This is a genomic window from Prauserella oleivorans (genome assembly GCF_042685745.1).
GTDB lineage: Bacteria > Actinomycetota > Actinomycetes > Mycobacteriales > Pseudonocardiaceae > Prauserella_A > Prauserella_A oleivorans.
This window is the reverse complement of record NZ_JBHUNT010000001.1, coordinates 634,800-661,546: the sequence shown is the minus strand read 5'-3', so window position 1 is coordinate 661,546 and position 26,747 is coordinate 634,800. Positions and strand designations below refer to the sequence as shown.

The following is a 26,747-nucleotide window of genomic DNA, read 5'->3' as shown; positions in this document are numbered from 1 at the left end:
CTGAGACCTACATTGCGACGAAAAGAACGCCGATAGAAGGCTTGGTGGGTCGCATAGCGGCGACCGGCCTGAGTTCGCCGTTAAACGGTCGCCGGAGTTCGGTTGGGCCGATCAGGCGGCGTAAACAGCGTTTCGCACGGTTGAATAAGGGTGCTTACGCTGCTTACGACGCCCGAAAGGACTGTGGAGGGGCGCATGGACACACCTGATGGGAAGCAGGGCCGCATCAACCCGAAGCTCTGGGAAGGACCGGAGATGAGGGACGCGCTCGCGAGCCGGAACATCAGCGAGGTCTATCGCCAACTGCGCAAACACGGTGTGTCGCAGCGTCAGATCGCTGCGATGACCGGCCAGTCCCAGTCCGAGGTCTCGGAGATCCTGAAGGGTCGTCAGGTGATGGCCTACGACGTGCTCGCCAGGATCTCCACCGGCCTGGGCATCCCTCGTGGATACATGGGCCTCGCCTATGACGAGGCCACCGAGATTCAGGTCGTCGGCGCTTCCGACGAGCAGCAGGCTGAGGAGGACGAGTCCGTGAAACGGCGGAAGTTCCTCGCGCACGCCGCACAGGTGACCATGGGTGCCGCCGTATTCGGACCGGCGACCGAGGCCTGGGCGGCGAGTCCCGCAAGGACCCCGGCACCGGGGCGGATCGGCATGACCGACGTCCGCCAGGTGGAGGCGGCAACCAGAGCGCTGCGCGCGCTCGACTACCAGTACGGCGGCGGGTTCTGCCGGGACGCCGTCGTCGCACAGCTGTCGTGGGGCCAGCAGATGCTGCAGGCCAGCGGCACCGACGGGGTCAGATCGCGGCTGTACGTGGCCCTGGCTGACCTGCACAGCCTGGCCGGCTGGACGTCGTTCGACATCGGTCTGATCGACTCGGCCCGCGGCCACTTCGCCAACGCGCTCAACCTGGCCAAACAGGGTGAGAACTACCCGCTCGTGGCCAACATCCTGTACCGGATGGGCCGGGTCTACCTGCACCAGGAAGCACCGAACGACGCGCTCAAGTTGTTCCAGCTGGGGCAGATCGCCGCGCAGGAGTCCGGGTCGGAGCTCGCTGTCGCCGTGCTGTGCGCCAACGAGGCGTGGGCGTACGCGATGATGGGCAACGCGGAGCAGGCGATGAAGCTGCTCGGCCGGACCCGCGACGAGTTCCAGCGCGCCGACCTGGCCAACGCCGAGTCGTGGGTGAAGTTCTTCAACGAAACCGATGTCCACGCGATGGTGGGCACCGTGCACACGGCGCTGGCGCAGTCGGCCGACCCGTCGCACACCAAGTACGCCATCCCCGCGCTGACCAGGGCGATCGAGGCCTACGGCGACGACATGGCCCGCAGCAAGACGTTCAACCTGAGCATGCTGGCCACCAACCACCTGATCGAGGGCGACATCGACCACGGCGTGAAGGTCGGTGGCAAGGCGCTCGACGCGGCCGAGGGGCTCAAGTCCGCCCGGGTCGAACAGCGCATGCGGCCGCTGAAGGAAGAGGCGATGCGGCGGAGCAACAACGCCGACGCCCGGGAGCTGGTCGAAAGGATGACAACGTTCTTCGGGTAGCACCGGACACCGCGTCGAGTGGGGCCTTGGACGGGCGGTTCACCAGGGAAAAGCTGGATGACGTGCTGCGCGTGACGTGTGCCCGGCTGGGGCTGGACCACCGCGGCGCGACACTGCTGCGCTTCACCAACAACGCGGTGTACTCGCTGGCGCGCGATCCGGTCGTGGTGCGGATCGTCGGCTCCCGGACGCTGCGGCACCGGGCCCGCAAGGTGGTGACGGTGGCCAGGCACTTCGCGTGCCACGGTGTGCCGGCGATCCGGCTGGTCGGTGGGGTCGAGCAGCCCGTCCACGTCGGTGAGCACGTGGTGACGGTGTGGGAGAAGGTGCAACCCACCGGCAGGCAGGCGACGTCCGCGGAGCTGGGTTCGCTGTTGCGGCAGGTGCATGCCCTGCCGGTGCCCGAGGGGCTCGGCCCCTGGTCGCCGTTGACCGACGTCCGGGCCAGGGTCGCCGACGCCGAGGAGCTGGACCCGGACGACCGCGCGTTCCTGCTCGACCGGTGTGCCGAGGTCGAGGCCGCGCTCACGCGGCTCACGTTCCCGCTGCCTCCGGCGCTCGTGCACGGCGATGCGCACCCGGGCAACGTGATCGTCGGCCCGGACGGGCCGGTTCTGTGCGACTTCGACTCGGCGTGCGCGGGCCCGCCGGAGTGGGACCTCACCCCGCTCGCGGTGGGCCACGAACGCTTCGGTGACCCGCCCGGCTGGTACCGGGCGCTCGCGCGGACGTACGGCTTCGACGTCACGACCTGGGAGGGTTTCCCCGTGCTCCGGGCGGCCCGGGAGCTCAAACTGACCACGAGCGTGCTGCCGATCATGCGGAGTCACCCGTCGGTCCGGCACGAACTGCGGCGCCGGCTGGACGATCTCCGCGCCGGGCGCACGCACACGCGCTGGGTCCGGTACCGCTGATCGCGCCGGATTCCTTTCATTCAACGACAAGATCGGACCGCTCGGCGTTTGGAGTAATGACGGTTGCTCTGCGTTAAAGTTTCGGCCCGACCGATCACCACGAACGCGCCAGGAATTGCGCCATACGTGCCGAAAATTGCGACGTTGCGTGATCGGCGCTGCTCAGGCGACGGGAGTCCGGGCGAGCACGACGGCGAATCCGAACGCCAGACCCATCACCGTGAGCTCCAGGGTGGCCCACTTGGCAAGTGCCGTCCGCTGGTGACGCACGACCTGCGGCAGCAGCCGCCAGCGCAGGTACGCGCCGAACGCCGCGACGGCGACCAGGCAGGCCGCCTTGAGCAGCACGAGCCTGCCGTAGCCGGTGCCGATTAGGGCCGTCCACAGGTCCATGGTCGGGGCCAGGTCCAGCTCCACGACGCCGTTGAACAGCCCCGTCGCGGCCGAGAGACCAAGGCAGAGGGTGGCCAGCTTGGAGAACCGGGGCAGGGCGTAGGCGAGCACTGCGCGGTTGGTCGCGAGCAGGCAGGCGACCGCGCCGAGCCCGCCGGTCCAGGCGACGGCACTCATGACGTGCAGTTCGATGGAGATCATCGTGTAGTCGTGCAGGGAGAAGCCTCCCGCGTGGCCGGTCACCGGCAGCGGCAGCAGCGCGAACAGCCCCAGCCCCACCCGCACCTCGGCGGGCACCTTCTCGCCGTGCCGCACGGCGAGCATGTTCAGCACCGCCAGCCCGAGAGTCAGCCCGGCTACGATCAGCAGCGCCTTGCCCGCCGCCACGTCGGCGACGTAGCCGCGGATGTCGCCGAATCCCACGCCGCCCGTGCCGCCCCGGTACTCGGCGGTCTGCAGTACCAGCGTGACCAGTGCCGCCACGCACCACACCAGAGCCGCCGCCACCGCGGGAGGCCGCGCCGTCGCGAGCACGGGCCCGGACAGTTTCGGCCGGTCGTAGCCGACCAGCACGGGCAGCAACGCGAGCCCGATGGCGGCGACGGCGGCCAGGTTCATCAGCACCCGCACGACGGGGATGCCGACCGAGACCACCTCGTCGACCGCCGTCACCCCGCTCACCGGGGTGGCGGCGGTCAGCGCGACGCCGATCAGCGCGCCCGCGACACCCGCGGTGAGCACGCTGACCAGGGCCGCGGCCCGGGGGCGCGAGGTGGTCCCGGATCGGGTCACGGCTACCGGTCCTCCTGGCCGGAGCCCATGCGCAGGGCCACCGTCACGCCGACGGCGAGCAGCACGGCCGCGGCGACGATCCACACCCACACCGGGATGCCCTGCGAGCCGGCGGTCTCGGTCGCCTGCTCGCTGGGCCGGGCCGGGTTCGCCGGTTGCGCCGCCGACGACGCGGGCGCGGCGCTGTCGGCACCGGGACCCGGCTTCGTCAGTGTGAACCGGATCTCCTTGCTGACCGTGTGCCCGTCGGCGGACAGCACCCGGAACCCGATGACGTACTCACCGGCCGGCCCGAGCGGGCGCACAGGTGCGGTCACCACGTTGCGCTCGACCCGCACGCTGCCTTCCGCCCAGCTGCCGCCGCCCGGACCGGTCACCGCGACCTCGTTGACGTCGGCGTCCTGCACCTCCTGGTCGAACGTCAGCGTGATCGAGCTCGGCGGGGTGTCCAGCGCGGCGCCCTCAGCCGGGTCGGACGAGATGAGCGTGTTGTGCGCGGTCGCGGGGCCGGCCGTGCCGACGAGGGCCAGCGCGGCCAGCACGGCGACGATGGCGAGCCGCCTCATGCGCGCACCTTCTTCCTGGCCCGCAGGGTCGCCCCGGCGCCGACGCCGAGGCCCAGCGCGCCGACGGCCAGCCCGGCACCGCCGAGCCAGCGAGCCGTGTCGTCGGTCGTGTTCGCGGCGGCCGGTGCCTGCTCACCTTCGGGGTGCGTCGAGCTGTGCCCGTGCCCGGAGCCGGATGGCTCGGCCAGCGTGACCGTGGGTGCCGGATGCTCCGGTTCCGCGTCACCGGCCGGTTCCTCCTCCCAGCGGGCGACCTCGCCGTTGGAGTAGGTCTGCGTGGTCGGCAGCACCAGCGTGTCCACGTTCTCCGGCAGCGTGCCGGCCACGAAGCTGAACTCCTGGTACGACGTCGTGCCCGCCGGGATCTCGTGGCCCGGCTGTGCGGTCCAGGTGATCCTGGTGACGACGTCGGACTTGGTGACCTCGGCCGTCCAGCCCGGCACCGGCCGGGTGCGGACACTGCTGATCCTGTACTCGGCGGGCACGGTCACCTCGACCTTGGTGGTGCCTGCCTGCTGCTCCTCGTTGGGTACGCGGAGCACGACCGCGCCGTAGCCGCCCTTCTCGGGCTGCTCGCCGTAGACGTCGGCCGTGACGTGCGCTGCCGCCACGCCTGCCGTGGCGAACGTGGTGCCGGTCACCGCGGCGGCGACGACGAGCGCACGCCGCAACGATCGATTTGTCGACATAGTGATGTCTCTCCTGAAAACGTGAAAGCGGAGTGAAGTGAGAGTTCAGGAGAGTGCGGGAGGTCCACGCCTGCCGTGCATCCGACGCAGGACGACCTCGACCACCGTCGTGGCCCCGGCGGGCAGCGCCAGCGTCGGTAGAGCCGGCGCGGACGGAACCGGCGCGAGCCGGAGGGCGAGCGGTAGCAGCCGCCGCAGGGCCGCCAGCGCCACGGCGAGCATCGACTCGGCATGGGCCAGCAACATCGCGGTGAGCACCGTGGCCACCGCATGAGCGGCCAGCATCGTCGGCGGCTCGCCGGGGTGGCCGGACAGTTCGGCCAGCAACAGGTGAGTGGCCATCTGGCCGCAGCCGAGTACGAGCAGGATGCCGCGGGTTCCCCGGGTGCGGTCGGCGGCAGCGGTGCCCACCCAGCCGATCAACACGGTGAGTAACAACGTCGTCGCGGGGTGAGGCACGCCACCGCCCGCGAGGCCGTGTGCGGTCACCGAGAGCGCGGCGGAACTGACGGCGAGCAGGACGCCACGGGCGGTACTCAATGCCCGGTGGAGTTGCGAACGCCTGCTCATGCGCTCAGGGTATGGGACACCAGCGCGTGCACGGTGGGCCGATCGAGTCGTATTGCGGTTGTCGAAAATCCGCAACATTCCTGGTCGATCCGGTTGCCGATTGCCCCTCGATAGGTAACGGTATGTGCGCGTCAGGGGTCCGCGCTTGCACATACCTCCATCGGGCAGGTTGTGCAGGGCCTAAGGTGTTAGCCCGACCGGGTTAACGAGTAGAAGGGAGGCCGCGCCGGCTCAAAGGCGCGTGCTTATGTCTGCAGAGTCTGAGGAAGACAAGTCGGCAGCCCGGACGGTGGTGGAAAACGGCGAGCCGGGCAACCCGCAGGAGCCGGTGGGCGACGCGGGCGACCCGCAGGGGCCGGCGACGGAGCCGAGTAACCCGCCGGAGAACACCGGCCCCGCCGGTCCAGCGGACGAGAACGTCGCGCCCGCCTCGGATGCCGAGAAGCCGGCCGAGACCGACCGTTCGGTATTCGCGATCGCCGCCGTACTGGCGCTGGCGATCATCGCCTGGGGCATCGCATCTCCCAGCAGCCTCGCCACGGTGGCCGAGACGGTGCTCTTCGACGCCGTCGTGCCCTACGGCGGCTGGCTCTTCGTCCTGACGGCCAGTGCGTTCGTCGTCTTCGCGATCGGTCTGGCCATCAGCCGGTACGGGCGCATCAAGCTCGGCCAGGACAGGGAGAAGCCGGAGTTCCGCACGGCCTCCTGGATCGCCATGATGTTCAGCGCCGGTATGGGCATCGGCCTGATGTTCTTCGGCGTGTACGAGCCGGTGTCGTTCCTCGCGTCGCCGCCGCCCGGAACCGCGGCGCCGAACTCCGACGAGGCCGTCCACACCGCCATGGCGACCACGCTCTTCCACTGGACCGTGCACCCGTGGGCCATCTACGCGGTCGTCGGCCTCGCCATCGCCTACAGCGCCTTCCGGCGGGGCCGCAGCCAGCTGATCAGCTCGGTGTTCGCGCCGCTGTTCGGTGAGCGCCGCACCGAGGGACCGCTCGGCAAGGCCATCGACATCATGGCCATCTTCGCCACGCTGTTCGGTTCCGCCGCCTCGCTCGGCCTCGGTGCGCTGCAGGTCGGTGGTGGCCTCGGTGCGGTCGGCTGGATCGACAACCCGGGCACGGGCCTGCTGGTCGGCATCATCGCGCTGCTGACGGTCTGCTTCATCGCCTCGGCCGTGTCCGGCGTGGCCAAGGGCATCCAGTGGCTGTCGAACATCAACATGGTGCTGGCCGCTGTGCTCGCCGTGTTCGTGCTGGTCGTCGGACCGACCGTGCTGATCCTGAACCTCGTTCCGAACGCCATCGGCGACTACCTCCGCGAACTGCCCGAGATGGCGGGCCGCACCGGCACCACCGGTGGCCAGGAGATGCGGGACTGGCTCGCCAGCTGGACCGTCTTCTACTGGGCCTGGTGGATCTCCTGGACGCCCTTCGTCGGCATGTTCATCGCGCGCATCTCGCGCGGCCGCACGATTCGCCAGTTCATCGTCGGCGTGATCGCGGTGCCCAGCGTCGTCAGCCTCATCTGGTTCGCCATCTTCGGTGGCGCCGCCATGGACCAGCAGCGCAACGGCATCGACATCGCCGGCGCGGGCTCGGAGCAGGAAGCGACGTTCCTGATGCTCGAGAACCTGCCGTGGTTCGTGCCGATCGCGGTGGTCGTGATGATCCTGGTGTCGATCTTCTTCGTGTCGGGCGCGGACGCCGCGTCGGTCGTGATGGGCACCTTGTCGCAGAAGGGATCGGTCGAGCCCAAGCGCGGGGTCGTGATCTTCTGGGGCATCGTGATGGGTGCCGTGGCGGCCGTGATGCTGATGGTCGGCGGGGAGAACGCTCTCGACGGCCTGCAATACCTGACAATCCTGGTGGCTGTGCCGTTCGTGTTCGTCATGATCGGGTTGTGTTACTCGGTCTGGCGGGACCTGCGCCGCGACCCGCTCATCCTCAAGGAGGACGAGATGCGTCGGTCCCTCGAAGAGATCCACGAGGAACGGGCAGCTGAGCGCCGGGCACGGCGCAGGAGTCTCTTGGCACGCCGAAAGTGAACCTATTCGAATATGTGGCCGATCGCTGGGATCGGCTGTCGCTGCAGGCGTGGCTGCACGTCAGTGAGGTCGTGCAGTCCACGCTGCTCGCCGCCGTCATCGGGGTGCTGATCGGGATCGCGGTGTACCGCAGCCCGATCGGCTCCGCCGTGGCGACGGCCCTGGCGAGCACGATCCTCACCATCCCGTCGTTCGCGTTGCTGGGCCTGCTCATCCCGGTCTTCGGGCTGGGCGCGCTGCCCACGGTGATCGCGCTGGTGCTCTACGCGCTGCTGCCGATCACCCGCAACACGATCGTCGGCCTCGCCGGGGTCGACCCGGCGGTGACGGACGCGGCCAAGGGCATCGGTATGAGCCGGTTCGCGGTGCTCACGCGGGTCGAGTTGCGGCTCGCGTGGCCCGCGATCCTGGCGGGCATGCGCGTCTCGACGCAGATGCTCATGGGTATCGCCGTCATCGCCGCGTACGCCAAGGGCCCCGGGCTCGGTGGCGAGGTGTTCTCCGGGCTCACCCGGGCCGGCAGCGCCAACGCCACCAACCAGGCGCTGGCGGGCACGATCGGCGTCGTGATCCTCGCGCTGCTGCTCGAGGGCGTCTATTTCCTCATCGCTCGTTTCACCGTTTCGAGAGGTATCCGTGGCTGAGAACGGCAACGGCGTCTCCGGCGTCGAAATCCAGCTGGAGAACGTCACCAAGCGCTACCCGGGATCGCGGGAGCCTGCGGTGAAGGACTTCAACATGACCATCCCGGCAGGCAAGATCGTCATCCTGGTGGGGCCGTCCGGCTGCGGCAAGACCACGACGATGCGGATGATCAACCGCCTCATCGAGCCGACGTCGGGGCGCATCACCATCGGTGGCGAGGACGCGCTCAAGCTCAACGGCGACGCGCTGCGCCGCAAGATCGGCTACGCCATCCAGCAGGCCGGCCTGTTCCCGCACTTCACGGTGGCGCAGAACATCTCCGTGGTGCCGGGGCTGCTCGGCTGGGACAAGAAGAAGATCAACGACCGGGTCGACGAGATGATGGACCTGGTCGGTCTCGACCCGGCCGAGTACCGCGACCGGTTCCCGCGCCAGCTCTCCGGTGGCCAGCAGCAGCGTGTCGGTGTCGCGCGGGCGCTGGCCGCCGACCCGCCGGTGCTGCTGATGGACGAGCCGTTCGGCGCCGTCGACCCCATCACGCGCGGCAATCTGCAGGACGAGCTGCTGCGGCTCCAGTCGGATCTGCGAAAGACGATCGTGTTCGTCACGCACGACTTCGACGAGGCCGTGAAGCTGGGCGACAAGATCGCCGTGCTGGGCAACCAGTCCACGATCCAGCAGTACGACACTCCCGAGGCCATCCTCGCCAACCCGGCCAACGACATGGTGGCCGGATTCGTCGGCGCGGGCGCCTCGCTCAAGCAGTTGACCCTGCTGCGGGTGCGCGACGTCGAGTACGCCGACGACGCTCTCACCGTGGTGGCATCGGAGAGCTCGCCCTCGGAACTGCGCAAGCGGATGAACGAGGCAGGCAAGACCTACGCGCTCGTCCTGGACGCCCGGCGGCGTCCGCGGCGCTGGGTGCACATCCGCGACCTGTCGACGGCGGGCTCGCTCGCCGTCGCGGGCAGGCCGGTCGGCGACATCGTGAGCACCCAGTCGACCCTGCAGGACGCGCTCGAGGCGATCCTGTCCGAGGGCGGCAACGCGGTGGTCACCGGATCGCGCGGCGAGTACGTCGGCACGATCGACATCACGACGGTCACCGACGTGCTGCAGCAGCTGCGCGAGGAACACGACGCGGGGAGTGCGGCGTCGTGACCACCAGCACTACGACCGAGGTCGAGGGCTTCTCCACCGAATCCGGTTCGCGCCGGGCCGACCGGGTCCGCTTGCTCGCGCAGCCCGCGGCGGTGCTCGTCATCGTCGCCGGGGTGCTGGCGTGGGCGTTCACCAGCTCGCTGGACGACATCGAGGCCGAGTCGATCCAGGCGGGCGTGCTGTGGGCGAAGACGTGGGAGCACCTGGTGATCACCGGTGTGGTCGCCGCCATCGTCGTCGGTGTCGCGGTGCCGCTCGGCGCGGTGTTGACCCGTTCGTGGGCGAAGCCGGTGGCGCCGCTGTTCCTCGCGATCGCCAACATCGGCCAGGCCGCGCCCGCACTCGGTGTGCTGGTGCTGTTCTTCCTCTGGACGGGGTGGGAAGGGCTGTGGGCGGCCGCGCTGCCGATCGCCTTCTACTCACTGCTTCCCGTGCTGCGCAACACGATCGTCGGCATCCAGTCCGTCGACCCGGCGCTGGTGGACGCCGCGCGCGGCATCGGCATGTCGTCCTCGGCGGTGCTGTTCCGCATCGAGATGCCGCTTGCCGTCCCGATGATCCTGGCCGGTCTGCGGACCTCGCTCGTGCTGGCGGTCGGCACGGCCACGCTCGCCTTCTTCGTCAACGGCGGGGGGCTCGGCGAGCTCGTCGACACCGGGTACAAGCTCAACCGCACCTCGGTGCTGGTGGTCGGTGCCGTGCTGGCGGTGGGCCTGGCGCTGCTCGTCGACTGGCTGGGCGCGCTGGCGGAGGAGTTCCTGGGACCGAAGGGACTGTCATGAGGCGCAAACTGCGCGCGGTCCTCGGTGCCGCGCTGCTGATGGTGACGACGTCGGCCTGCGGGCTCACGGTCAACGCCGCACTCCCGTTCGACGTGCAGCCGGGGTCGATCAAGCCGGTTCCCGAGCTGCAGGGCGTCGAGGTGACCGTCGGCTCGAAGGACTTCACCGAGCAGGTGATCCTCGGCTACCTGGCTCAGCTGGCCCTCGAGGCCGCCGGTGCCAACACGGTGGATCTGACCAATATCCACGGCTCCAACAGCTCGCGCTACGCGCTGGTGGACGGCCAGGTCGATCTGCAGTGGGAGTACACCGGCACGGGCTGGCTGTCCTACCTCGGCTACGACAAGCCGTTGCCGGAGGAGAAGGCGCAGTACGAGGCGGTGCGCAAGGCCGACCTCGAGCAGAACGGCATCGAGTGGCTGCCGTACTCGGAGGTCAACAACACCTATGCGTTCGCGACCACCGAGGCCTTCGCCGAGAAGCACAATCTGCGCACCACCACGGATATGACGAACTTCCTCAAACGGAACCCGCAGGAGGCGGTGTTCTGCATCGAGACCGAGTTCGCCAGCAGGCCCGACGGAATGCCCGGGGTGCGCAAGACGTACGGCTTCCCCGTGACCCAGAGCAAGACGTTCGGCACCGGTGCCATCTACAGCGCGGTCGCGAACGGCACGTGCAACTTCGGAGAGGTCTTCACCACCGACGGCCGCATCGCCGGGCTGAACCTGCGGGTACTCGAGGACGACAAGAAGTTCTTCCCGCAGTACAACGCTTCCGTGACGCTGCGCAAGGAGTTCCTCGACCGCTACCCGCAGATCGCCGATGTCATGGCGCCGCTGACGAAGGCGTTGAACAACGACGAGATCATCGAGATGAACAAGCAGGTGGACGTCGACGGCCGGGATGCCGCCCAAGTGGCTCGCGACTGGATGGTGGACAAGGGCTTCATTCGCTGACGGTCCTTTTGGCAATATCAAGGACATGCCTGCTGTCTGGGATCACTCCGGTATCTGTGCCCTGCTCCTGCGGCGCGGCCGCCTCGGCTCCCCGCCGAGTTAGGCACATCCGGATGCCTTTTCCCTCTGACAGTAAGGAATAACGCGACATGACCCTGGAAATGTCCGGACGGTCCGCCCTGCGCGAAGCACGGGTGCCCGCGCACGACATCCTGGAAGGACCGCGGGTCTTGCGCCGGCTGCCCGAAGGTGTCGAGTCCCGCCCGTACGAGTTGTTCCGGCTGACGCCGCTGGGCCGGGTGATCGGCGCCGAGATCTCCGGTGTCGATCTCGGCCGGCCGCTGACCCCGGAGCTGCGCGAGGAGCTCAACCGCGCGCTGCTGGAGTGGAAGGTGCTGTTCTTCCGCGACCAGGACATCACGCCCGCACAGCAACGGGATTTCGCGCGCAACTGGGGTCCGCTGGAGACGAACCCGTTCATCCCGGTCGGCGACACCGACGAGGTGACCCGGTTCGACCGCAGCGCCGGCATGCCCGCGTTCGAGAACATCTGGCACACCGACGTCACCTTCCGGCCCAACCCCGCGCTGGGCTCGGTGCTGCGGCTGGTGACGGTGCCTCCGATCGGCGGCGACACGATGTGGGCCGACATGGCGGCCGCGTACGACAACCTGCCGGACGAGATCAAGGAACGGATCGACGGCCTGAAGGCGGTCCACGACTATGTGCCCGGCTTCGTACGGTTCGCCGATCACGAGATGCTCGCGCGCTGGCAGGACACCTACCCGCCGGTGGAGCACCCGGTGGTGCGCAGGCATCCCGAGACGGGCAGGCGCACGTTGTTCGTCAACCCGGCGTTCACGACGCACATCGTCGGCATGGATCGCGACGAGAGCGACCGGCTGTTGCGGTACCTGTTCATCCAGGCGCACGTGCCGGAGTACCAGGTGCGGTTCCGGTGGACGCAGAACGCGGTGGCGTTCTGGGACAACCGGGCGACCCAGCACTACGCGGTCAACGACTACGCGCCGCACCGCCGCGTCGCCGAGCGCGTGGCCATCGCGGGCGACCGTCCGGAGTGACCGGCGTGGCCACCCCGGCGGGCCCGGCGGCGGCCGGGGTGGCCGTCACCCGTTGATCCGCACGCCGAGGCGGCGGAGCAGCTCGCTCTCGATGCGGTCGAGCTCGCCCGCGACCGCCTTGTGCGCGGCCTTGCGGCGGGTCGCCGGCATGTGTTCGGCGGCCCGCACGGAGGCGGTGAGCTGTTCGAGGGTGCCCTGGCTGCGCTGGGCGAAGGACAGGTCGTCGTCGGTGACCTGAGGGGAGCGGCGCAGCTGGGCAAGGCCCTCGGCGGCACCCGCGATGCGGGCGAGCAGGCCACCGCCCCGGCCGGAGTACTCGCTGAGCTGCTCGACGCTCACGCCCAGGCGGCGGGCCTGGTAGCGGTCGTAGGCCTCGCGTGCCGCGCCCGCCGCCCGGACGGCGAGCGGCGCGAGAGCGGGGGCCGCGGCCGGGATGATCACCTTCGCCACCTTCACGGCGTTGCGGGCCTTCTTCGGCGTCAGTCCCGTCTCGTGCGCGGCCTGGTCGGCGGGGTCGGCCTTGCGGGATTTGCGCGCCATCGCCGTGGTCACCTCCGGATCGCTGTCGGTGGCGTTGAACTTACTGGTCACCGAGCCGCCGGGCACGTCGGCTCCGGGAGTGTCGGTGCCCTCTCATACAGTGAACACATGGCTGACGAGGTGTTACTCGATGCGGGAGTGGTGACCCGCTGCCGCAGGCGCGTACATCTCGATCACGACCCGACGATGCGTGACGCGCCGCTCGCGCCACCCGACCCGGCGGCCGAGCAGCGGATCGCCGACGCCCGCGCCCACCGTGCGGAGATCGCGGAGCGCCTGCAGGCCGCGACCGAACTGCCGTGGGCGGTGATCCCGGCCGAGCTGCCACCTGCCGACCGTGCGGGTCTTACCCGGACCGCCCTCGAGGAAGGCGTGGCGTTCATCTGGGGCGGCCTGCTGCCCGCCGACCGGGACGGGGGCCGCCGGGGTGGCGCGGAGCTGCTCGTGCGGACGGAGGACGGGTACGTGCCCGTGCTCGTGGTGCGGCACCGGATCACCGACCCCGGCGAGGGCGCGCGCACCACCGCCGTCACCGACCTCGACCCGTCGAACGCCGTCACCGACACCGAGCGCAAGGTCCGCTCGCATCCACGGGACCAGTTGCGCCTCGCCCACGTGCGGCGGATGCTGCAGGCGGCGGGGGCGGCCGAACCGGACCGGGCGATCGGCGGCATGATCGGCCTGGATGCCGACGTCGTCCTCTGGTACGACCTCGACGCGCCGACGTGGCCCGGCGGAAAGACCGCGCTCGACGAGTACGACGAGCGGTTTGCCGACCGCCTCGCGGTGGCGCGTGCCGCCGCCGCGCAGGACGACGCCCTGGCCGAGCCGTCGCGCATCCTGGAGTGCCGGCGCTGCCCGTGGTGGCCGGTGTGCGAGGCGGAACTCACCCGCATCCGGGACGTCAGCCTGGTGGTGCGCGGCGAGGACGCCATGGAACTGCGCCGGGTGGGTGTCGGGACGGTCGACAAGCTGGCCGTGCTCGACCCGCGCGGCGAGTCCCCGATCCAGTGGACCGGCACCACGTTCGTCGACGCCGTGGCGCTCGCCCGGGCGTGGCAGGCCGATCTCACGGTGGTGCGCCGGGTGGCAGAGGTGAGCGTGCCGCGCGGCGACGTCGAGGTCGACATCGATATGGAGAGCTTCGGCGACTCGGGGGCCTACCTGTGGGGCTGCCTCCTCGGCGGCGCCGACATCGGCATCGAGCCCGGCTACCGCGCCTTCGCCACGTGGCAGCCGTTGCCGACCGACGACGAGGCGCGCTCGTTCGCGGAGTTCTGGGCGTGGCTGTCGGAGGTGCGGGCGCGCACGGCCGCGGCCGGGCTCACCTTCCGCGCCTACTGCTACAACGCGCTCGCGGAGAACCGCTGGCTGTACGCGTCGGTCGAGCGCTTCGCCGGCCGCGACGGCATGCCCTCCCGCGACGAGGTGCAGGCCTTCGTGGAGTCCGACGAGTGGGTCGACCTCTTCCGCAGCGTCTCCGACCAGTTCCTGTGCTCGCACGGCAAGGGGCTCAAGGTGGTCGCCCCCGTCGCCGGCTTCCGGTGGCGCGACCCGGAAGCCGGCGGGGAGGCGTCGATGCGCTGGTACCGCGACGCCGTCGGCATGGACGGTGGGCCGCCCGATCTCGACCAGCGCGAGCGCCTGCTGCGCTACAACGAGGACGATGTGCTGGCCACCCGCGCGCTGCGCGAGTGGATGTCCGGCCCGGCGATGGCCGATGTCCCATTCATGGAGGATCTGTAACCGCGCCGGCTCAGCGCGGTGCCATGCGCAGCGAGCCGTCGAGCCGGATGACGTCGCCGTTGAGGTAGTCGTGCTCGACGATGTCGATGGCGAGCTGGGCGTACTCGTCGGGGCGGCCGAGTCGCTTCGGGAACGGCACCCCGGCGGCGAGCCCGGCGCGGAACTCCTCGCTGACGGTGGCCAGCATCGGGGTGTCGATGATGCCGGGCGCGATCGTCATCACGCGGATGCCCTGCGAGGCCAGGTCGCGCGCGGCGGGCACGGTCATGCCCACGACGCCGCCCTTGGACGCCGAGTAGGCGATCTGCCCGATCTGGCCCTCGAACGCGGCCACCGACGCCGTGTTGATGACGACGCCGCGCTGGTTGTCCTCCAGCGGCTCGGTCTTGGCGATGGCCTCGGCGGCGATCGTCATGACGTTGAACGTGCCGACGAGGTTGATGTCGACGACCTTGCGGAACAGGTTCAGGTCGTGGGCGCCCTTCTTCGACAGGATGCGGGCCGACGGTCCGATACCGGCGCAGTTGACGACGATCCGCAGCGGTACGCCGCTGCCTGCCGCCTGCTCGACGGCGGAGCGCAGCTGCTCGGGCTCGGTGACGTCGGCCTCGACGTAGGTGACGCCGTCGACCTGCTCGGCCTTCTCGATGGAAGCCGCCAGGTCGAACGCGAACACGCGAGCCCCCCTCGCGGCGAGTGCCTTGGCCGTCGCGCCGCCGAGGCCCGACGCGCCGCCCGTGACGATGGCCGCGGTGTCCCTGATCTGCATGCTCGTCCTTTCTCACACGACTGAACGCGCACCAGGTTAACGCTCGTTCGCGCAGGTGCCACGCTGGCCATTCGTCGTCCAATGGCCGCCTGCTGGTTCCCCTCGCGTTCGCTCGGAGGTCAACTGTGGCTGTGACCGTCGAGGTATGAGCGCGAAGGCGACGACACGTGAGCATCGCAGGGTCCCGTGGGGTCCGAGGAGCGGAGCGGGGAGGAGCTGAGCCGTGGGTGCTGCTCGGATCGTCGTGGTCGGGACGGGATACGTCGGGCTCACCACGGGCGCGTGCCTGGCGAGCCTCGGCCACCGGGTGACCTGCGTGGACGTCGACGCGGCGAAAGTCGCGAGGCTCAGCGCGGGACGAGTGGACATTCTCGAGCCGGGGCTCTCCGAGCTCGTCGCCCACGGGCTGACCGGCGGCACGCTGTCGTTCGTCGTCCGGGCGCGCGAGGTGGTAGCCGATGCCGACGCCGTGTTCCTCTGCGTGCCGACCCCGATGGGTGCCGGCGGCGCGGCCGACCTGCGTGCCGTCGAGGATGTGGTGCTGGCCATCGCCGATGTCCTGCCGTCCGGGTGCTCGGTGGTCACGAAGTCGACGGTGCCGGTGGGTACGGCGCGCCGGATCCGCGCCCTGCTGGACCGGCCGGACGTGCCGGTGGTGTCCAATCCGGAATTCCTGCGCGAGGGCACGGCGGTCTCGGACTTCCTCGGTCCGGATCGGATCGTGGTCGGCTCGGACACGCCGGGGGCCGCGGAGCGCGTCGCCGAGCTCTACGCCGAGCTGGACGCTCCTGCCGTCGTGACCGACGCGGCCAGCGCCGAGCTCGTCAAGTACGCCGCGAACTGCTTCCTCGCCATGAAGCTCTCCTACGTCAACTCCATCGCCGAGCTGTGCGAGCGGTTCGGGGCCGACATCGAGTCGGTGACCGAGGGTATGGGCCACGACCGGCGCATCGGGCGGTCGTTCCTCAAGCCCGGTCCCGGCTGGGGTGGGTCGTGCCTGCCGAAGGACACGAGCGCGCTCCTGCGGATGGCCGAGTCGGCGGGCTTCGGCTTCGGGCTGCTGGACGCGGCGATCGCGGAGAACCTCGCGCAACGCGACCGGGTCATCGCCAAGATCGCGCGCGCGGTGGGCGGCAACCTCGCCGACGCGCGGATCGGCCTGCTCGGGCTGGCGTTCAAGGCCGGCACCAACGATCTGCGGGACTCGCCCGCGCTGGCGGTGGCGTCGGTGCTGTGTGCCCACGGCGCCGAGGTGACGGCGTACGACCCCGCGGTGGCCGGCGAGCAGCCGGGCATGCTCGTGGCCGACAGTCCGTACCGCGTCGCCAAGGGCGCCGACGTTGTGGTGGTGCTCACCGAATGGCCGGAGTTCCGGCGGCTCGACTGGCCGTACATGGCCGAGCTGATGCACGGGGACACGGTCGTCGACACGCGTAACCTGCTCGATCCCCGTACAGTGCTGGACGCCGGGCTGTGCTGGCAGGGCATCGGCAGGCCCCGGGCGACCGTGGGTAGCGCTACTTCCGTTAGTTGAGCGAACCAACATTCGGCGCCTATCGTCGTCATGTGTTCACGACAAGGCCCGAGCTCGCCGGCACGCACGGAATGGTCGCCTCGACCCACTGGCTCGCGTCCTCGGCCGGGATGGCCGTGCTCGAGGACGGCGGCAACGCCTTCGACGCCGCGGTCGCGGCAGGCTTCGTGCTCCAGGTCGCCGAGCCGCACTTGAACGGACCGGGCGGGCAGGTGCCCGCGATCTTCGTGACCGCCCGCGACCGCACGCCGAGAGTGCTGTGCGGCCAAGGGGTGTCTCCTGCCGCGGCGACGCCCCGCCACTTCGCCGATCTCGGCCTCGACCTCATCCCGGGCAGCGGCCTGCTCGCCGCGACCGTGCCCGGCGCGTGGGACGCGTGGCTGCTCCTGCTGCGCGACCACGGCACCAAGAGCCTCCGCGATGTGCTCGGTTACGCCATCTCCTACGCGTGGAACGGCGTTCCCGTGGTCGGGCGCATCACCGAGACCATCGACACGGTGGCCGAGCTCTTCGCCCACCACTGGCCGACGTCGGCGCAGCTGTGGCTGCCGAACGGCGAGACTCCCACCCCCGGCTCCCTGCTGCGCAACCGCACGCTGGCACGAACCTGGCAGCGGCTGCTCGCCGAGGCGGAGACGGTGACCGGCCGGGAGGAGCAGATCGACGCCGCCCGGCGCGCGTGGTCGCAGGGCTTCGTCGCGGAGGCCGTGGAGTCGTTCAGCCGCAACGCCTTCCGCGACGACTCCGGCCGCGACCACGCCGGCCTGCTCACCGGCGACGACCTGGCGAGCTGGGAGGCGTCCTATGAGGACGCCGTCATCACCGACTTCGGCGAGTGGAGCCTCGTCAAGTGTGGCGCGTGGACCCAGGGTCCGGTGCTCGCGCAGCAGCTCCGGCTGCTGGAGGGCCTCGAGCTTTCCCATGTAGACGGTGTACCGACCGCGCGCACCATCCATCTCGCCACCGAGGCCGCGAAGCTCGCCTTCGCGGACCGGGAAGCGTGGTACGGCGACACCCCGGACGTGCCGCTCGATTGGCTGCTGTCGCGGGAGTACGCGGCGCAACGCCGCGCCCTGATCGGTGACGAGGCGAGTGGCGAGCTGCGGCCAGGTGGGGCCGACCCCCGCCTGCCGAAGATCATCGGTGAAACCTGCGGCCGCACAGCGGGTTCGGGCGCGATCGGTGAGCCGACCGTCGGGCCGCAGGGCCAGGTTCGCGGCGACACCGTCCACATCGATGTCGTCGACTCCGACGGCAACATGATCTCGGCGACGCCGTCCGGCGGCTGGCTGCAGTCATCGCCGACGATCCCGGAACTCGGTTTCTGCCTCGACTCCCGGGCGCAGATGTTCTGGCTCGAGGAGGGGCTGCCGAACACACTCGCCCCGCGGAAACGGCCGAGGATCACGCTGTCGCCGTCCTTGGCGCTGCGGGATGGCGAGCCGGTGCTGGCGTTCGGCACGCCCGGCGGCGACCAGCAGGACCAGTGGCAGCTGTGCTTCTGGCTCGCCCACACGCTCGGCGGGTTGAACTTGCAGGAGTCCATCGACGCGCCGGCCTGGCACACCACGGCGTTCCCGAGCTCGTTCTACCCGCGCGCGTGGACGCCGAGGGAGCTGGTGGTGGAGTCGCGAGTCGGCGAGCGCACGGTGGCCGAGCTGCGGGACCGGGGGCACGACGTGGTGGATGCCGGGCCGTGGGCGCTGGGCCGCCTGTCCGCCGTTTCCCGCGACGCGGCCACCGGACTGCTGCGCGCCGCCGCCAACCCGCGCGGCATGCAGGGGTACGCCGTCGGCCGGTGACTGGGTTCGCCGTGTCTGCCGTTGCCGTCGCCGTGTCTGCCGTCCCGGTTGCCGTGTCTGCGGTTCCGGTTGCCGTGTCTGCCGTCCCGGTTGCCGCCACGAGGGGCGGCCGCCGGCGCGGGCGACCTCGCCGCCGCCGGAATCACTGCTGCCAGAGCCAGAACTCGACGCCCTGGTTGTCCACGCAGTCGGCGGTCAACCCGTACGGCTCCGGCTTGACCTCGCGGACCGTACCGCCGGCCGCGCGGACGCGCTCCACGGCGGCGTCGAGATCATCCACGGCATACATGAGCTTCCAGCCCGCGTACAGCTGGCCACCCCACACGCCGGCGTCGGGCAGGCCGGTGCCCTCCGCGCCCCACGCCCTCGGCACGCTGCCGCGCGAGAACTGCCACCCGAGCACCGTGCCGTAGAACGCCTTGGCGGCCTCGTCGTCGGGCACGGTGAACGTGAAGTACGTCGCCTCGCCGTGCCGCGGCAGCTGCCGGCCTGCCGACGTGCGGTGCGGCGCCTGCTGCACGAGCCAGCGCTGGCCGAACGGGTCGCGGATGCGCCCGGTGCGGCCGTGACCGCGGTCCTCGACCGGACCGACCGTCTCCGCTCCGAGCTCGACGGCCCGTGCGACGGCGGCGTCCACATCGGCCACCTCGACGCGAATGCCGGGACCACCCGACGTCGCGGCGACGTGGTCGATCTCCGGGAACTCCTCGGCCAGCATCAGCACAGAGTCGCCGATGGCGACCTCCGCGTGGCCGATCCGGCCGTCCTCCATCACGATCGGGTCGCCGCGCCGGGTGGCGCCGAACGCCTCGACGTAGAAGTCCAGCGCCCGTCGGGCGTCGGACACGACCAGGTACGGGGTGAGCGAGTGGACCTCGGCACTGGGCGCCGCGGTGCCGGAGCCGGTTTCGGTAGTGGTCATGGGTGCTCCTTCGTTCAGGACCTCCGCCCGCAGCCGTTCCCGCAGTTCGGCGGCGAAGCGCGGGTCGGGGTCGGCCGGTTCGTAAGCGCTCATGCGCGCGCGGAGGGCGTCGAACGCGTCAGCCATCTCGACCCTCCTTCTCCTCGTAGTGACGCCGGAACGCCGATCGCGCTCGCACCAGCAACGCCTCGGTGGCGTGCACGGTCCGGTCGAGGTGCTCGGCGACCTCCGGAACGCTGAGCCCGTCCAGGTAGCGCAACGTCAGTGCCGCGCGGTGGTGCGGTCCCAGTTCGTCCAGCACCTGCCGGGTGAGCAAGGCGTCCAGTTCCCGGTCCCACGGATCATTCGCCTCGGGCCCGGACTCGTGCACCAGTCGCAGGTTGCGGTCCTCCCGTTCCTGCCGCCGCCAGTGGTCGGCGAGCTTGTGCCGGGCGATGCCGATGAGCCACCCGACGCTCACCTCCGGCGCACCCGGCCTGCGGCAGGCGCTCACCGCGCCGAGGAACGTCTCCGACGTCAGTTCCTCGGCCAGCGACCGGTTGCCGCACCGCGCCAGCAGGTACCCGTACACCTCCGGCAGTACGTCGTCGTGCATCCCGAGCAGCGCGAACGCCGGATCAGGCCGTATCCGTGGTTGCGTCACATCCCCATCGTCGTTCGCCGGAGCGCTTCTCCGACGCCCTTCCGGCACACTTTTTCCCCAGCTAGCGTGGTCCCATGGCTACGACGCATCACCACAGCTGCACGCTCTGTGAGGCAACCTGCGGCATCACGGTGACCGTCGAGGACGACCGCGTGGTCGACATCCGCGGCGACGAGGCCGACCCCCTCTCGCGGGGCTACCTCTGCCCGAAGGCCACCGCGCTGGCCGACCTGCACCACGACCCCGACCGGCTCCGCACACCACTGGTCCGGGTCGGCGACGAGTGGCTCGAACTGAGCTGGCCGGCCGCGTTCGAGCTCGTCGCCGCAGGCCTGACCGAGGTCCGCGAGAAGTACGGCAAGGACGCACTCGCCGTGTACCAGGGCAACCCGACCGCACACAATCTCGGCCTGCTCACCTACGGCCAGCTGTTCTTCCGCCTGCTCGGCACGCGCAACCTGTACTCCGCGACCTCGGTGGACCAGCTGCCGCACATGCTGGCGGCGCTGCAGATGTTCGGCCACCAGGCGCTGATGCCGGTGCCCGACATCGACCGCACCGACCTGTTCGTGTGCCTGGGCGGCAACCCCGCGGTGTCCAACGGCAGCATCATGACCGCGCCGAACATCAAGGCGCGGCTGAAGAACGTGCGCAAGGTCGTGGTCATCGACCCGCGCCGCACCGAGAGTGCGCGCCTGGCCGACGAGCACCTGTTCATCCGGCCCGGCACTGACGCGCTGCTGTTGCTGTCCCTGATCGAGGTGGTGTTCGCCGACGACCGGGTGTGCACGGCACGGCTCACCCCGCACCTGACCGGCCTGGACACGCTGCGCGAGGTCGCCACCGGTTTCCCGCCCGAACGCACGGCCCCCGTCACGGGCATCGCTCCCGACCGCGTGCGCGCCCTCGCACGGGAGCTCGCCGGCACGCCGCGCGCCGTCGTGTACGGCCGGGTCGGCGTGTGCACGCAGGAGTTCGGCGGGCTGGCGGCGTGGCTCACCGTGGCGCTCAACGTGCTCACCGGGCACCTCGACGAGCCGGGCGGCGCCATGTTCACCACGCCCGCCGTCGACGCGCTGCCGATGCTGTCACTGGCCGGGCAGCAGGGCGGATTCGGCCGGTACCGCACACGCGTGCGCGGGTTGCCCGAATTCGGCGGCGAGTTCCCGTGCGCCGCGCTCGCCGAGGAGATCGACACGCCCGGCGATGGCCGGATCCGCGGCCTCATCACGTCGGCGGGCAACCCGGTACTGTCCACACCGAACGGTCCGCGGCTGGAACGGGCCTTGGACACGTTGGACTTCATGGTCGCCATCGACCCGTACCTCAACGAGACCACCCGACACGCGGACGTCATCCTGCCGCCGACCGTCCACTTGGAACGGTCACACTACGCCTTGGCCTTGGCGAACTACGCCGTCCGCAACACCGCCAAGTACTCGCCTGCCGTGTTCCCCAGGGCGGCGGACCAGCGGCACGACTGGGAGATCGTGCTCGAACTGGCCAGTCGCGTGCTGGGTGGCGGCCTGCCGGCGCGACTGCTCGGCGGGCTCGGTCCCGAATCGCTACTCGAGCTGGCTGCTCGCCGGACCGTACGGCGCCCGCAAACTCCACAAAGGACTCAGCCTGGGCAGGCTGAAACGGCAGCCGCACGGCGTCGACCTGGGGCCCCTGCAACGGCGGCTGCCCGGCAGACTCGGTACCCGCGGCAAGAAGATCCACCTCGCGCCACGCGTGTACCTCGACGACCTGCCGCGCCTGCGCACCCTCCTCGACCGCGAGCCGAGCGATCTGGTGCTGATCGGACGCAGGCAGGTGCGCAGTAACAACTCGTGGATGCACAACAGCAGACGGCTCGTCAAGGGCAGGCCCCGCTGCACCCTGCTCGTGCACCCCGACGACGCCGCCCGACGCGGACTCGCCGACGGTGACATCGCGCGACTGTCCTCGGCCGCCGGGGCGATCGACGTGCCCGTGGAGGTCACCGATTCGGTGATGCGCGGTGTGGTGAGCCTGCCGCACGGCTGGGGCCATCACCGCGACGGCACCCAGCTGCGTGTCGCCGCCGCACACGCCGGCGTCAGCGCGAACGACGTCACCGACGAACGATTCCTCGACGAGCTCACCGGCACGGCGGCGCTGTCCGGGCTCGCCGTCGAGCTCCAGCCTGCGGTTCCGTCCTGAGAGGGAGCCGGCCGTGGCTGTGTTGCCGGCTGCGCGTGAGGTGGCCCGGAGGGCCGGCGGATCGACGGCGCGGCCGCGGAGTGCGGCATCGAGCGCGGGGTCCTGACGCTCGCCACCGAGTCGAGCCTGGTCGAACGGGGTGGATGGTCACCTGGGGGAGCGGCGGGCGCGCAGTACCTCGCGGGTGACCCGGACCAGGAACACCGTCGCGATGATGGCGACGATCGCGATCTGGAGCCACATGGTCGCCTCCTTTCCGGGGACGATGCTCCGTTCCGGAGATGCGTGACCCGGGGAGGAGGTTCACCGACACGGCCACAATCACCCGTTCGGCGGTACCCGCCGCGGGGGTGTGGCCGGGATCTGGGGCCTGCGTGGTGCGCGCGCCTGGTGCCCAGGGGGCTGCCCGCGGGGTGGCTGTGGCCGGGGGTACGGCCGGCGCGGCTGTGGCGGCTGGGACGGCTGGCCCGGTTGGGAGGAGACGGGCTTCTGGGGTGAGGGAGCCGGCTGGGGCCGAATCGGTCGCTGCGCCATACGGATCTTCGGCAGTTCCACGGTGATCTCGGCGGCGAACTCGGTCGCCGAGTCGCTCGGCGTCGGCCCCTGGTCCTGCGGCTGCGGCGGCCGTTTCGCCCCGACCCGGCGGGACAGCCTGCGGGCGAGCTCGTGGCTCGGCCGTTCCACGAACCGGTAGCTCACCTCCACCAACGCCGCCGTGACCAGCAGGGCGATCGGCAGGGCGATGGCGAACGGCACCGCGGGGCGCAGCAGCCCCAGCACCACGAAGATGCCCAGCGCGTGCAGCAGGTAGATCGAGTAGGCGCGTTCGGACAGCGCCGTCCACACCCGCAGCTGCCGCAGCTTCGGCTCGGCGAAGTAGCCCATCAGGAAGAACATGACCGCGATGGCCATCGCCAGGTTGTACGAGGTGTCGATGCGGCCGACGTCGATGATGTCGGCGAAGACGTAGAGCATCCAGGCCACCGTGCCGAAGATGCCGCCCGCCCACAGCGGGATCTTCTTCGCCGTCGTCGCCCAGATGATCTGGCCGATGATCAGGATCGGCAGGTACGAGACGTTCACCGCGAACAGCGACCAGGACTCGTTCAGCGCGCTCCGGCTGGTCAGGACGACGAACACGAACGTCAGCTCGATACCGATCGCCAGCCACACCGCGCGCCGCAGCACCGGCAGCAGGGCCAGCAGGATGAGATAGAACAGGACCTCGATGATCATCGTCCAGGCCACCGGCATCAGGACGACCTGCGGGTAGATCAGATAGTTCACCAGCGTCCAGTTGGTGAACATCGTCCACGGCGTGAGGTCCTGAGCCTGCCCCGTGGTCTGCGGTTCCAGCCCCGCCCACAGCGCCGCCGACGTCAGCAGCAGTACGAACAACAGGGGTGCGTAGACGCGGATGAACCGGTTGAGCGCGAACTTCCGGTGCCCCTGCCGGATGGCGATCGGCGTCACGATGAACCCGCTCACCAGGAAGAAGAACGGCACCGCGATCTGCCCGATGCCCTGCTTGGCGAAGTGCATGGGCTCGCTGGTGAACGTCTCGACGAAGTCCAGCACCGGCGCGTGCTCACCCTTGGCCTGCACCCACGGGTGGACGATGTGGGAGTAGACCACCAGCAGCGCCGCGATGGATCGGCCGATGTCGACGAAGGCGATGCGGGTCTTCCCGGGAGGTGCGGGCTGCTCGGACAGCCTGTCCACCCCCTCTTCAGACCGGCTCCTACCGCCGGAGCCGCGTTCGACGCCGCGGGAAGGATATCGACCGAACGCCCTCCCGGGAACGGAACCAGTTATTCACCGGCAGTTCCACGAGCCGGTGCGCCGGTTCCACCACCGCCGCGAGCAGGCCCAACGCCACCAGCAACGCGACGTCCGCACCGATCACCGGAGCCAGCCGGTCCAGCACCGGATACAGGCACAACGGGTGCAGCAGGTAAATGGCGTACGTGCGGCGCGACCAGGTCCGGACCACTCGCGAGCGGCTCAGCCTGCCGTGCACGGTCATCACCAGGGCGACCAGAGCGAGCATGATCAGCAGCGTCCTCGGGTACGCCGTGCCGCCGAGCATGTACTCGCCGAGCCGGTCGGCCCACACGAAGAGCAGGACGTGCACCGCGCCCAGCACCACACCGGCGCCCGGGCGCACCTTGCGCGCGTGCACCAGCGACAGCAGCTGCCCCAGGCACAGCACGGGGAAGAACGCGGCGATCATGCCGATGCGGTGAGCGGCCACCGTGCCGACCCCGGTCGCCAGCGACAGCAGCACACAGCACAGCGCGGCGGCCAGCGCGGACGGCGCCCACGCGTGCCGGCGCAGCAACGGCATCGTGGCCGCGACGTAGCCGTAGAACACGATCTGGGTCAGCAACGTCCACGCGATACCGAGGAACACCACCTCCGGGGTCGTGAAGAACCCGGCCAGCGTCATGCCCGCGAGCAGGTCCAGCAGGTCCAGTGAGGACTGGCCGCTCTCCGGCCGGTAGCCGGCGTGGTTCACCAGCAGCCACGCGATCACCGACGCGACGAACAGCAACGGCAACACCCGCGCCAACCGTCGCCGCAGGAACTGGCGTGGCCGCTCGCGATCGGCGACGTGCGTCACCACCAGGCCGCTGATCAGCAGGAACAGCGACACGCCCGCGAACGAGAGGTTGTCGTTGAGGTGCAGCGGAGTCACGACATCCCGGTGCACCCAGCCGGCGAGCCACCACTCGCGTTGCCGGGTGCTGAACCAGTTGGCGATGTGCGTGAACAGCACCAGCACCGACGCGACCACCCGCAGCAGATCGAGCCCGTACAGATACGTCCTCGTGCTCACCGCGCCACCTCCACGGCCTGGCGCCGAGGCACCAGCCGGTGCACGACCTCGCCGACCGCGCCGGTCACCACCAACGCGGCGAGGAGCGCCACGACCCACGGCACGAGGCCGTCCAGGGCGTTCAGCGTCGCGTACCCGGCGACGCCCATCCCGAGCAGCAGGGCGTAGGCGCGCTCGGCGGCCCAACGCACCGGGGCGGGGCACGGCAACGGCCGGACACCGGCCAGCAGCACCAGGCCGACGGCGTACATCCACGTCAGCGGGTACCACCAGCCCGCCAGGTCGGGGTAGCCGTGTTCCGCCACCACCAGGAGGGCGTAGCACCCGACGCCCAGCAGCCCGGCCGCCCATCCGGCGAGCCGCCCGTCGAGCGCGCACCACACCACCGCACCGGCCACCGGGAACGTGCCGAACGACGCGAGCAGGCCCACCTGCGTGTACCAGCCGTCGGCATCCGCGCCGGTGACAACCAGCGCGGCCAGAACCGCGAGGTGCAGCGCCGCCGCCACGCCCGGCCGCCCGCGTAGCAGGGGAGCCGTCACGCCGAGGAGCACGCAGAACACCACTCCTGTCCAGACCACCCAGCCGAACCCGAAATCGGCCACCACCGAGCCCAGTGGCGTCGGCCGCCCGGTGTCGGCCACGCCGAGCGGTCGCGCGCCCGACAGCACCAGCGCCGCCGCCAGCAGCGCGACCATCACCAGCGGCAGACCGGCTCGCACGGCGAGCAGCCCGGCGGTCGCGCCCGGCCCGCGCCGCACCGTGGACTCCGTCACGACGAATCCGCCCACGGCGAGCAGTAACCCGAGCCCCAGCACACCGAAGTCCTCGCCGATACCCAGCGGCACGTTGACCCATTCCCGCACCGTCAGCAGCACGGCCGGTGTCTCGCCACGCGCGTTCAGCCACCACGCCCACAGGTAGCTGTAGGCCACCAGACACACTGCGCCCGCGGCGATCGGCCGCAGCTCCTGGGAGCGTGGTCGGTCAGCCATCGGCAGGCAGGGCCTCCAGCTGGCCGGCGAGCAGCGTGCCGAACTCCGCGTACGCGGTGCCCGCGTCGTCCCCGCGGAACTCGACGCGCACCACGATGTCGTCCCGCACGTAGTGCGCTCGCCCGCCTGGTCGCGCGTCCGGCCGCGGCGGCAGCGTCGCCGCGGCAACACCGGCGGCGGCCTCCGTGCGCCGGAAGCCGTATCCCAGTTGCAGTTCCGCCAGCCGTTCGGCCGCGTCCCGCGCCGCCCCGTCACTCGCTGCACGCACCAGCAGCACGGTCGCCTTGCCATCGGCGTAGTTCGACACGGCCACCTTCACCCGGCCCGCCCCCGCCTGGCGGTACGTGGCGAGCTCGTCGCCGGTGAGGATGTTCATCCCGGCCACCCCGGCGAGGCTGTCCACCGCCGAATAGTTCTCCGTCGCACCCGGCAGCTCCGCGATCGCGAGCCGATCGGACGGGTGGCGGCCCCGTTCGCCGACCGGAGGGTCGCCTGCGGCGTTGCCGAGCGGCAGCTGCCGTCCCCACGCCAGGAAACCTGCCAACCCGATGGCGGCGATGGCGACGGCGAGGACGGTCGTCCGGACCACCCGGCCGGCCTGCCCCGG

Annotated in this window: 25 protein-coding genes; 13 read left to right on the top strand and 12 right to left on the bottom strand. The window is 70.5% G+C overall.

Translation table 11 applies throughout. The features are described 5' to 3' along the window. The first annotated feature begins 195 nt into the window (after nt 1-195). Nucleotides 196-1,563, top strand: a complete 1,368-nt coding sequence (locus ACFSZT_RS03260) for a helix-turn-helix domain-containing protein (protein WP_377395238.1) — start codon at nt 196-198, stop codon at nt 1,561-1,563. 26 nt (nt 1,564-1,589) lie between these two features. Beyond that, nucleotides 1,590-2,477: a phosphotransferase family protein gene (locus ACFSZT_RS03255; protein ID WP_377395235.1), complete on the top strand. Its 888-nt coding sequence runs from the start codon at nt 1,590-1,592 to the stop codon at nt 2,475-2,477. Between the two features lie 162 nt (nt 2,478-2,639). Here ACFSZT_RS03255 and ACFSZT_RS03250 read toward each other — a convergent pair whose 3' ends face one another. From ACFSZT_RS03250 to ACFSZT_RS03235, 4 genes are read right to left on the bottom strand one after another with little or no spacing between them, the layout of a single operon-like run. Continuing rightward, nucleotides 2,640-3,662 carry a copper resistance D family protein gene (locus tag ACFSZT_RS03250; protein WP_377395232.1) on the bottom strand — a complete coding sequence of 341 codons (1,023 nt, stop codon included), beginning with the start codon at nt 3,660-3,662 and terminating at the stop codon, nt 2,640-2,642. Between the two features lie 2 nt (nt 3,663-3,664). Continuing rightward, the gene (locus ACFSZT_RS03245) at nt 3,665-4,228 is read right to left on the bottom strand and encodes a copper resistance CopC family protein (protein ID WP_377395229.1); all 564 of its coding nucleotides are present in this window, start codon (nt 4,226-4,228) and stop codon (nt 3,665-3,667) included. Beyond that, the gene (locus tag ACFSZT_RS03240) at nt 4,225-4,917 is read right to left on the bottom strand and encodes a YcnI family copper-binding membrane protein (RefSeq protein WP_377395226.1); all 693 of its coding nucleotides are present in this window, start codon (nt 4,915-4,917) and stop codon (nt 4,225-4,227) included. The genes ACFSZT_RS03245 and ACFSZT_RS03240 overlap by 4 nt, the downstream gene beginning before the upstream one ends. A gap of 45 nt (nt 4,918-4,962) precedes the next feature. Next, entirely contained in the window at nt 4,963-5,487 is a 525-nt protein-coding gene (locus ACFSZT_RS03235; protein ID WP_377395223.1) for a hypothetical protein, read from the bottom strand. 247 nt (nt 5,488-5,734) lie between these two features. On the opposite strand from ACFSZT_RS03235, the gene ACFSZT_RS03230 reads away from it, so the two are divergent. From ACFSZT_RS03230 to ACFSZT_RS03205, 6 genes are all read left to right on the top strand, one after another. Beyond that, entirely contained in the window at nt 5,735-7,537 is a 1,803-nt protein-coding gene (locus tag ACFSZT_RS03230) for a BCCT family transporter (protein ID WP_377395220.1), read from the top strand. After that, nucleotides 7,534-8,181: an ABC transporter permease gene (locus ACFSZT_RS03225; RefSeq protein ID WP_377395217.1), complete on the top strand. Its 648-nt coding sequence runs from the start codon at nt 7,534-7,536 to the stop codon at nt 8,179-8,181. Before ACFSZT_RS03230 ends, ACFSZT_RS03225 begins: the two co-directional genes overlap by 4 nt. Then, nucleotides 8,174-9,343, top strand: a complete 1,170-nt coding sequence (locus ACFSZT_RS03220) for an ABC transporter ATP-binding protein (RefSeq protein ID WP_377395214.1) — start codon at nt 8,174-8,176, stop codon at nt 9,341-9,343. The genes ACFSZT_RS03225 and ACFSZT_RS03220 overlap by 8 nt, the downstream gene beginning before the upstream one ends. Continuing rightward, complete coding sequence (locus ACFSZT_RS03215) at nt 9,340-10,125, top strand: ABC transporter permease (RefSeq protein WP_377395212.1); 786 nt, start codon at nt 9,340-9,342, stop codon at nt 10,123-10,125. Before ACFSZT_RS03220 ends, ACFSZT_RS03215 begins: the two co-directional genes overlap by 4 nt. Next, nucleotides 10,122-11,084: a glycine betaine ABC transporter substrate-binding protein gene (locus ACFSZT_RS03210; protein WP_377395209.1), complete on the top strand. Its 963-nt coding sequence runs from the start codon at nt 10,122-10,124 to the stop codon at nt 11,082-11,084. The genes ACFSZT_RS03215 and ACFSZT_RS03210 overlap by 4 nt, the downstream gene beginning before the upstream one ends. Nucleotides 11,085-11,233: 149 nt before the next feature. Beyond that, nucleotides 11,234-12,166 (top strand): TauD/TfdA dioxygenase family protein, encoded by a 933-nt coding sequence (locus ACFSZT_RS03205; protein ID WP_377395206.1) that lies wholly within the window; start codon nt 11,234-11,236, stop codon nt 12,164-12,166. A gap of 45 nt (nt 12,167-12,211) precedes the next feature. Here the strand turns inward: ACFSZT_RS03205 and ACFSZT_RS03200 are convergent, their stop codons facing one another. Then, nucleotides 12,212-12,706: a DUF6474 family protein gene (locus tag ACFSZT_RS03200; RefSeq protein ID WP_377396291.1), complete on the bottom strand. Its 495-nt coding sequence runs from the start codon at nt 12,704-12,706 to the stop codon at nt 12,212-12,214. 108 nt (nt 12,707-12,814) lie between these two features. On the opposite strand from ACFSZT_RS03200, the gene ACFSZT_RS03195 reads away from it, so the two are divergent. Further along, nucleotides 12,815-14,452 (top strand): TM0106 family RecB-like putative nuclease, encoded by a 1,638-nt coding sequence (locus tag ACFSZT_RS03195; protein ID WP_377395203.1) that lies wholly within the window; start codon nt 12,815-12,817, stop codon nt 14,450-14,452. 10 nt (nt 14,453-14,462) lie between these two features. Here ACFSZT_RS03195 and ACFSZT_RS03190 read toward each other — a convergent pair whose 3' ends face one another. Further along, nucleotides 14,463-15,221: an SDR family NAD(P)-dependent oxidoreductase gene (locus ACFSZT_RS03190; protein ID WP_377395200.1), complete on the bottom strand. Its 759-nt coding sequence runs from the start codon at nt 15,219-15,221 to the stop codon at nt 14,463-14,465. A gap of 223 nt (nt 15,222-15,444) precedes the next feature. On the opposite strand from ACFSZT_RS03190, the gene ACFSZT_RS03185 reads away from it, so the two are divergent. Beyond that, complete coding sequence (locus ACFSZT_RS03185; RefSeq protein ID WP_377395197.1) at nt 15,445-16,755, top strand: UDP-glucose dehydrogenase family protein; 1,311 nt, start codon at nt 15,445-15,447, stop codon at nt 16,753-16,755. Between the two features lie 32 nt (nt 16,756-16,787). Further along, nucleotides 16,788-18,557, top strand: a complete 1,770-nt coding sequence (locus tag ACFSZT_RS03180) for a gamma-glutamyltransferase family protein (RefSeq protein ID WP_377395194.1) — start codon at nt 16,788-16,790, stop codon at nt 18,555-18,557. Nucleotides 18,558-18,699: 142 nt separating this feature from the next. Here the strand turns inward: ACFSZT_RS03180 and ACFSZT_RS03175 are convergent, their stop codons facing one another. Next, nucleotides 18,700-19,605 (bottom strand): VOC family protein, encoded by a 906-nt coding sequence (locus tag ACFSZT_RS03175; protein WP_377395191.1) that lies wholly within the window; start codon nt 19,603-19,605, stop codon nt 18,700-18,702. Beyond that, a complete protein-coding gene (locus ACFSZT_RS03170; RefSeq protein WP_377395188.1) occupies nt 19,598-20,122 on the bottom strand; it encodes an RNA polymerase sigma factor in 525 nt (174 codons plus the stop codon). The genes ACFSZT_RS03175 and ACFSZT_RS03170 overlap by 8 nt, the downstream gene beginning before the upstream one ends. Nucleotides 20,123-20,196: 74 nt before the next feature. On the opposite strand from ACFSZT_RS03170, the gene ACFSZT_RS03165 reads away from it, so the two are divergent. Further along, a complete protein-coding gene (locus tag ACFSZT_RS03165; RefSeq protein WP_377395186.1) occupies nt 20,197-21,948 on the top strand; it encodes a molybdopterin-dependent oxidoreductase in 1,752 nt (583 codons plus the stop codon). 10 nt (nt 21,949-21,958) lie between these two features. Then, complete coding sequence (locus ACFSZT_RS03160) at nt 21,959-22,306, top strand: molybdopterin dinucleotide binding domain-containing protein (RefSeq protein ID WP_377395182.1); 348 nt, start codon at nt 21,959-21,961, stop codon at nt 22,304-22,306. Between the two features lie 321 nt (nt 22,307-22,627). Here the strand turns inward: ACFSZT_RS03160 and ACFSZT_RS03155 are convergent, their stop codons facing one another. The 4 genes from ACFSZT_RS03155 to ACFSZT_RS03140 are packed head-to-tail and all read right to left on the bottom strand — an operon-like array spanning nt 22,628 to nt 26,729. After that, on the bottom strand, nt 22,628-24,028 hold the full coding sequence (locus ACFSZT_RS03155) for an acyltransferase family protein (protein WP_377395179.1): 1,401 nt from the start codon (nt 24,026-24,028) through the stop codon (nt 22,628-22,630). A 19-nt stretch (nt 24,029-24,047) separates the two neighbouring features. Further along, nucleotides 24,048-25,145, bottom strand: coding sequence for an acyltransferase family protein (locus ACFSZT_RS03150; protein ID WP_377395176.1), 1,098 nt, complete (start codon nt 25,143-25,145; stop codon nt 24,048-24,050). Next, complete coding sequence (locus ACFSZT_RS03145) at nt 25,142-26,140, bottom strand: hypothetical protein (RefSeq protein ID WP_377395174.1); 999 nt, start codon at nt 26,138-26,140, stop codon at nt 25,142-25,144. The genes ACFSZT_RS03150 and ACFSZT_RS03145 overlap by 4 nt, the downstream gene beginning before the upstream one ends. Continuing rightward, on the bottom strand, nt 26,133-26,729 hold the full coding sequence (locus tag ACFSZT_RS03140; RefSeq protein ID WP_377395171.1) for a hypothetical protein: 597 nt from the start codon (nt 26,727-26,729) through the stop codon (nt 26,133-26,135). The genes ACFSZT_RS03145 and ACFSZT_RS03140 overlap by 8 nt, the downstream gene beginning before the upstream one ends. Nucleotides 26,730-26,747 lie beyond the last annotated feature (18 nt).

Coding starts and splice junctions, on each gene's coding strand:
- ACFSZT_RS03260 (WP_377395238.1), top strand. CDS start 196: ATGGACACACCTGATGGGAAGCAGGGCCGCATCAACCCGAAGCTCTGG.
- ACFSZT_RS03245 (WP_377395229.1), bottom strand. CDS start 4,228: ATGAGGCGGCTCGCCATCGTCGCCGTGCTGGCCGCGCTGGCCCTCGTC.
- ACFSZT_RS03240 (WP_377395226.1), bottom strand. CDS start 4,917: ATGTCGACAAATCGATCGTTGCGGCGTGCGCTCGTCGTCGCCGCCGCG.
- ACFSZT_RS03235 (WP_377395223.1), bottom strand. CDS start 5,487: ATGAGCAGGCGTTCGCAACTCCACCGGGCATTGAGTACCGCCCGTGGC.
- ACFSZT_RS03230 (WP_377395220.1), top strand. CDS start 5,735: ATGTCTGCAGAGTCTGAGGAAGACAAGTCGGCAGCCCGGACGGTGGTG.
- ACFSZT_RS03210 (WP_377395209.1), top strand. CDS start 10,122: ATGAGGCGCAAACTGCGCGCGGTCCTCGGTGCCGCGCTGCTGATGGTG.
- ACFSZT_RS03205 (WP_377395206.1), top strand. CDS start 11,234: ATGACCCTGGAAATGTCCGGACGGTCCGCCCTGCGCGAAGCACGGGTG.
- ACFSZT_RS03200 (WP_377396291.1), bottom strand. CDS start 12,706: ATGGCGCGCAAATCCCGCAAGGCCGACCCCGCCGACCAGGCCGCGCAC.
- ACFSZT_RS03195 (WP_377395203.1), top strand. CDS start 12,815: ATGGCTGACGAGGTGTTACTCGATGCGGGAGTGGTGACCCGCTGCCGC.
- ACFSZT_RS03190 (WP_377395200.1), bottom strand. CDS start 15,221: ATGCAGATCAGGGACACCGCGGCCATCGTCACGGGCGGCGCGTCGGGC.
- ACFSZT_RS03175 (WP_377395191.1), bottom strand. CDS start 19,605: ATGGCTGACGCGTTCGACGCCCTCCGCGCGCGCATGAGCGCTTACGAA.
- ACFSZT_RS03165 (WP_377395186.1), top strand. CDS start 20,197: ATGGCTACGACGCATCACCACAGCTGCACGCTCTGTGAGGCAACCTGC.
- ACFSZT_RS03160 (WP_377395182.1), top strand. CDS start 21,959: ATGCACAACAGCAGACGGCTCGTCAAGGGCAGGCCCCGCTGCACCCTG.
- ACFSZT_RS03145 (WP_377395174.1), bottom strand. CDS start 26,140: ATGGCTGACCGACCACGCTCCCAGGAGCTGCGGCCGATCGCCGCGGGC.